This window comes from Promineifilum sp. (SeqCode) (assembly GCF_041918635.1).
In the GTDB taxonomy this organism is placed as follows: domain Bacteria; phylum Chloroflexota; class Anaerolineae; order Promineifilales; family Promineifilaceae; genus Promineifilum.
The window spans coordinates 1-3,841 of the sequence record NZ_JAYRVJ010000124.1; the positions used below are offsets into that span (position 1 = coordinate 1).

Sequence of the window (3,841 nt, forward strand, 5' to 3'; positions counted from 1 at the left end):
AGCGCTTCGCTGGGATAGACTCGATCCACACTTGACGTTAGCGGCACGACTTGGAGACGGTTTAGATAGGTGTTGGAGTCGTCATTGCTGACAATGACTGCGGGCCGCCGCTTCTTAATCTCGCCGCCCAATGATGGATCGAAACTCACCCACCAAACCTCACCACGGCGCATTGCCCACATCTCCTACCGTGGCTTCGGCCCATTCGAGCGCTTCGGCCTCTCGCACTTCGTCTTCAGCCATTTCGCGGTAAGCGGCGGCCAAGTCCGGCGCGACCACGTGCGGGCGCACCAGGTCTTCGATGAACCGGCTAATGTGGCGTGGGCCGACGGTGGCGTAGAGGCCGTCGTAGACTTCTTCGTCAATTGTGATTGTTAGCTTTCTCAACATTTAGATATCCACCACAGCTACACGTGCAATACACGTATTATAGCCGCTGTTTGAGGGTAATCAAGAGATCGTTGCCATATTACGCCATAGCTCACTGAGCAAAGCAAGTTGCTATGTGGCAGCTTCCAATATCCTCATGGTTCGCGCCTGAATAGACTCCAACACGGCATCGCGCAGGAAAGCGCTCGCCTCCAATATCTCGACACCGATCATCTCGTCATTGTCGTCGAGTTCCACGGTAATCGTTGGGCTTAATTCAATAGTCCGGCTCTCAGGCCCACCAGCAATAGCAATGTGCAGAATGTCTTCAGTTTCGAAATACCTGACAGTGGTCTTACTCATTGATCAATCTCCCTGTTCTGAGTCGAAATTGAATCTGCTGCCGGCTAACTGTATGCACCGTTATTGGCGTGATGCTTACTTCGTCCTCGTCAAAGGGAATCATGACCAGCTGCTTTCCGTGGCGACCGATCACAACCCATCGTCTTGTTTCCGTGTCGAAGTATTTCTCACTTGAATGGAGAAGTATCTGCTCAAGCTGCGCCAGATCAAACCCGCGCAAGGAGGCACGATACTTGAGATACTCCGTCCACACGATTGATGACATTCTAACTCACCTGTATGCGCTTTGCCCAACCGCATTCCGCCCCTGTTTACTGATCTACTGACCCACTGAATACTGTTTACTGTTAACTGCTTACTGGCTACGCGGCCGATACTGCAACGCCTCCGCCAAATGCGCCGCGCCGATCTCCGGACAGCCGGCCAGGTCGGCGATGGTGCGGCTGATCTTCAGGACGCGGTGGAAGCCGCGCGCGCTCAGCCCCATCTGGGCCATGGCGCTCTTCATCAGCCGGCGACCGACCTCGTCCAGCACGCAGAACGTGCGCACCTCGCCCGGCCCCATGTCGGCGTTGCTGTAGAGCGTCGTGCCGGCGAAGCGCCGCGCCTGCATCTGGCGCGCCGCCTCCACACGGGCGCGGACGGCGGCCGACGGTTCGCCCCGGTGCGACGACGACAGTTTTTCGTATTCCACGCGCGGCACGTCGATGTGCAGGTCGATGCGATCCATCAGCGGCCCGGACACGCGCTTTTGATAGCGGGTGATCATGCTGCTGGAACAGGTGCAGGCGTGGGTCGGGTCGCCGTAGTAGCCGCAGGGGCACGGGTTCTGCGCGGCGATGAGCATGAAGCTGGCCGGGTAGGTGACGCTGCCCGTGGCGCGAGAGATAGATACCTCGCGCGGCATACCTTCCAACGGCTGGCGCAGCACCTCGATCAGCCGCTCGCCGAACTCGGGCAACTCGTCCAGAAAGAGCACGCCGCGGTGGGCCAGCGAGATTTCGCCCGGCCGCGGCCACTGCCCGCCGCCGACCAGCCCGGCGTAGCTGATGGTGTGATGGGGCGAGCGGAAGGGCCGCGTGCGGATCAGTGGCGTCTCGGCCGGCAGCATCCCGGCCACGCTGTAGATTTTCGTCACCTCCAACGCCTCGTCGATGCCCATGCGCGGCAAGATGCTGGGCAGCGCTCGGGCGATGAGTGTCTTGCCACTGCCGGGCGGGCCAGTCATCAACGCATTGTGAGCGCCGGCCGCCGCCACCTCCATTGCCCGCTTCACGTGCTCCTGGCCGCTGATGTCGGCAAAGTCGGTGGTGTAGGCCACCTCGGCGTCGAAGGCGGCGTCCAAATCGACCGTCACCGGCTCGATAGCCGCCAGCCCGGTCAGGTGGCCGACCAGTTCGGCCAGGTTGCGGACGGGGATGACCTCGATGTCGGGCATCAGCGCCGCCTCGGTCGCGTCAACGGCGGGCACGAAGACGCGCTTCAGCCCCCGCTCGCGGGCCATCGCCGCCAGGGGCAGGACGCCCTTGGTGTGGCGCGTCGTCCCGTCGAGCGACAGTTCGCCGAAGAAGAGCGAGTCATCCAGTTGCTCATGCCACACCTGGGAACTGGCCGCCAGAATACCGACGGCGATGGGCAGGTCGTAGGCCGGGCCTTCCTTGCGCAGGTCGGCCGGGGCGAGGTTGACGGTGATGCGGTGGAGCGGGAAGCTGTAGCCGCTATTTTTGATGGCGGCGTAGACGCGGTCGCGGCTCTCGCGGACGGCGGCGTCAGGCAGGCCGACCATGGCAAAGTAGATTTGCCCCCTGACGATGTCCACTTCGACGGAGACGACTTCCGCTTCCAGGCCGACGATGGCTGAACTGAGGACTTTGGCGAGCATGGTGATGGCGACGATGCGGCCGTTGGGTTTGATTTGCCGGAGGCAGAAGCGGCCGACGCATGTGTAATTATCCACGCTTTTCGATCGTTGTCATCGATAAACGGGAGAAAGAGAATCCACAGATTTCACAGATTTCCAAACTCTGAGAATCTGTGAAATCTGTGGATTCTTCTTAAAGTCGCCTGTGCAGGTGGATGTCCTCCGGCTCCAGCTCATACAACTCCGGCAACGGCTCGGCCGTCGGCGCAAAGCCCAGGCTCATGTAGAAGCGCACCGTGTTGAGCGATGGCGTGGCCGAGACGACCATCTCCGTATCCCCCACCGCGCGGGCGAGGCGATCCATCTCATCGGCCAGCCGCCGGCCGACGCCCCGGCCGCGGTAGCCGTTGCTGACGTGCAGGTAGGCCAGTTGGGCGATGCCCGGTCGGACATGGGGCGTGACGACGCCGATGCCGACCAGCCGCTCGCCGTCGAACGCGCCGATGGCCTGCCCCCCGGCGACCAGGTGGCGTTCGCAGAAGGCACGCTGGTAGCGCAGAGCGTGGTCGCTGTCGTTATCATCCCCGATGAACCAGGGCGGCACGTCGAAGGTCTGGGCGCTCTCTTCCAGTTCGGCCCCACGCTGGAGGTAGATGCCGTCGATGTATTCGGTGCGATCGATCTCGTCCGGGTGAGAGAGCTCGGCAAGGGATAAAGTGCGATAAATGAACTGATCCATTGTTACTTTGTCGCTGATGTCTGCTGCAACGGCCGGACATAGCCGAACGACAACAACAACCCGGCCGCCGCCCCGCCGGCAACCAAGCTAATCATCCATGGCACCGCGCCCCCACCCCCCGCCAACGCCCCAAACGCCACCGCCGCCCCCACCGCCAGCCCGCTCAGCAGCGCCACCGACACCGCCTGCAAGAAGCCGAAGCTGCGCCACTTGAGCGGTGCGGGCACGGTCGCGCTCGTCCAGCGGAAGTAGGCCGCCAGCGCCGGGTCGTCGGCGACCAGCCGCTCCTTGATCTGGTTCATGGCCCGCACGCTCTCCAGCCACGCCTGCCGCAGCCGCACCAACTGGAGGATGGTGATCAGCCCCAGCACGGCCAGCAGGCCGAAGATAACGACGAAGGTCAGGTAGAGCTGGCGCTGGTCAATGCCCTCGATCTGGGTGGAGAGCAGCGCGGCGATGAGTGTGGCGAAGGTGACGAAGAAGTATTGCCAGGCGCGGGCGCGATCTTC

6 protein-coding genes are annotated in these 3,841 nt (G+C 62.2%); all 6 read right to left on the bottom strand.

The window, feature by feature from the left end; all coding sequences use genetic code 11:
- On the bottom strand, positions 1 to 173 hold a 173-nt coding region (locus ACE3UY_RS04230; RefSeq protein WP_374686312.1), incomplete at its 3' end, for a type II toxin-antitoxin system PemK/MazF family toxin.
- Complete coding sequence (locus tag ACE3UY_RS04235) at positions 160 to 390, bottom strand: addiction module antitoxin (protein ID WP_374686308.1); 231 nt, start codon at positions 388 to 390, stop codon at positions 160 to 162. The genes ACE3UY_RS04230 and ACE3UY_RS04235, both read right to left, overlap by 14 nt.
- 111 nt (positions 391 to 501) lie before the next feature.
- Positions 502 to 732, bottom strand: coding sequence for a DUF2283 domain-containing protein (locus ACE3UY_RS04240; RefSeq protein ID WP_374686309.1), 231 nt, complete (start codon positions 730 to 732; stop codon positions 502 to 504).
- A gap of 355 nt (positions 733 to 1,087) precedes the next feature.
- Positions 1,088 to 2,614 (bottom strand): YifB family Mg chelatase-like AAA ATPase, encoded by a 1,527-nt coding sequence (locus ACE3UY_RS04245; RefSeq protein ID WP_374686313.1) that lies wholly within the window; start codon positions 2,612 to 2,614, stop codon positions 1,088 to 1,090.
- 172 nt (positions 2,615 to 2,786) lie between these two features.
- Positions 2,787 to 3,332, bottom strand: a complete 546-nt coding sequence (locus tag ACE3UY_RS04250; protein WP_374686310.1) for a GNAT family N-acetyltransferase — start codon at positions 3,330 to 3,332, stop codon at positions 2,787 to 2,789.
- Positions 3,333 to 3,334: 2 nt separating this feature from the next.
- Positions 3,335 to 3,841: hypothetical protein (locus tag ACE3UY_RS04255; protein ID WP_374686311.1), on the bottom strand; the 507-nt coding region annotated here is incomplete at its 5' end.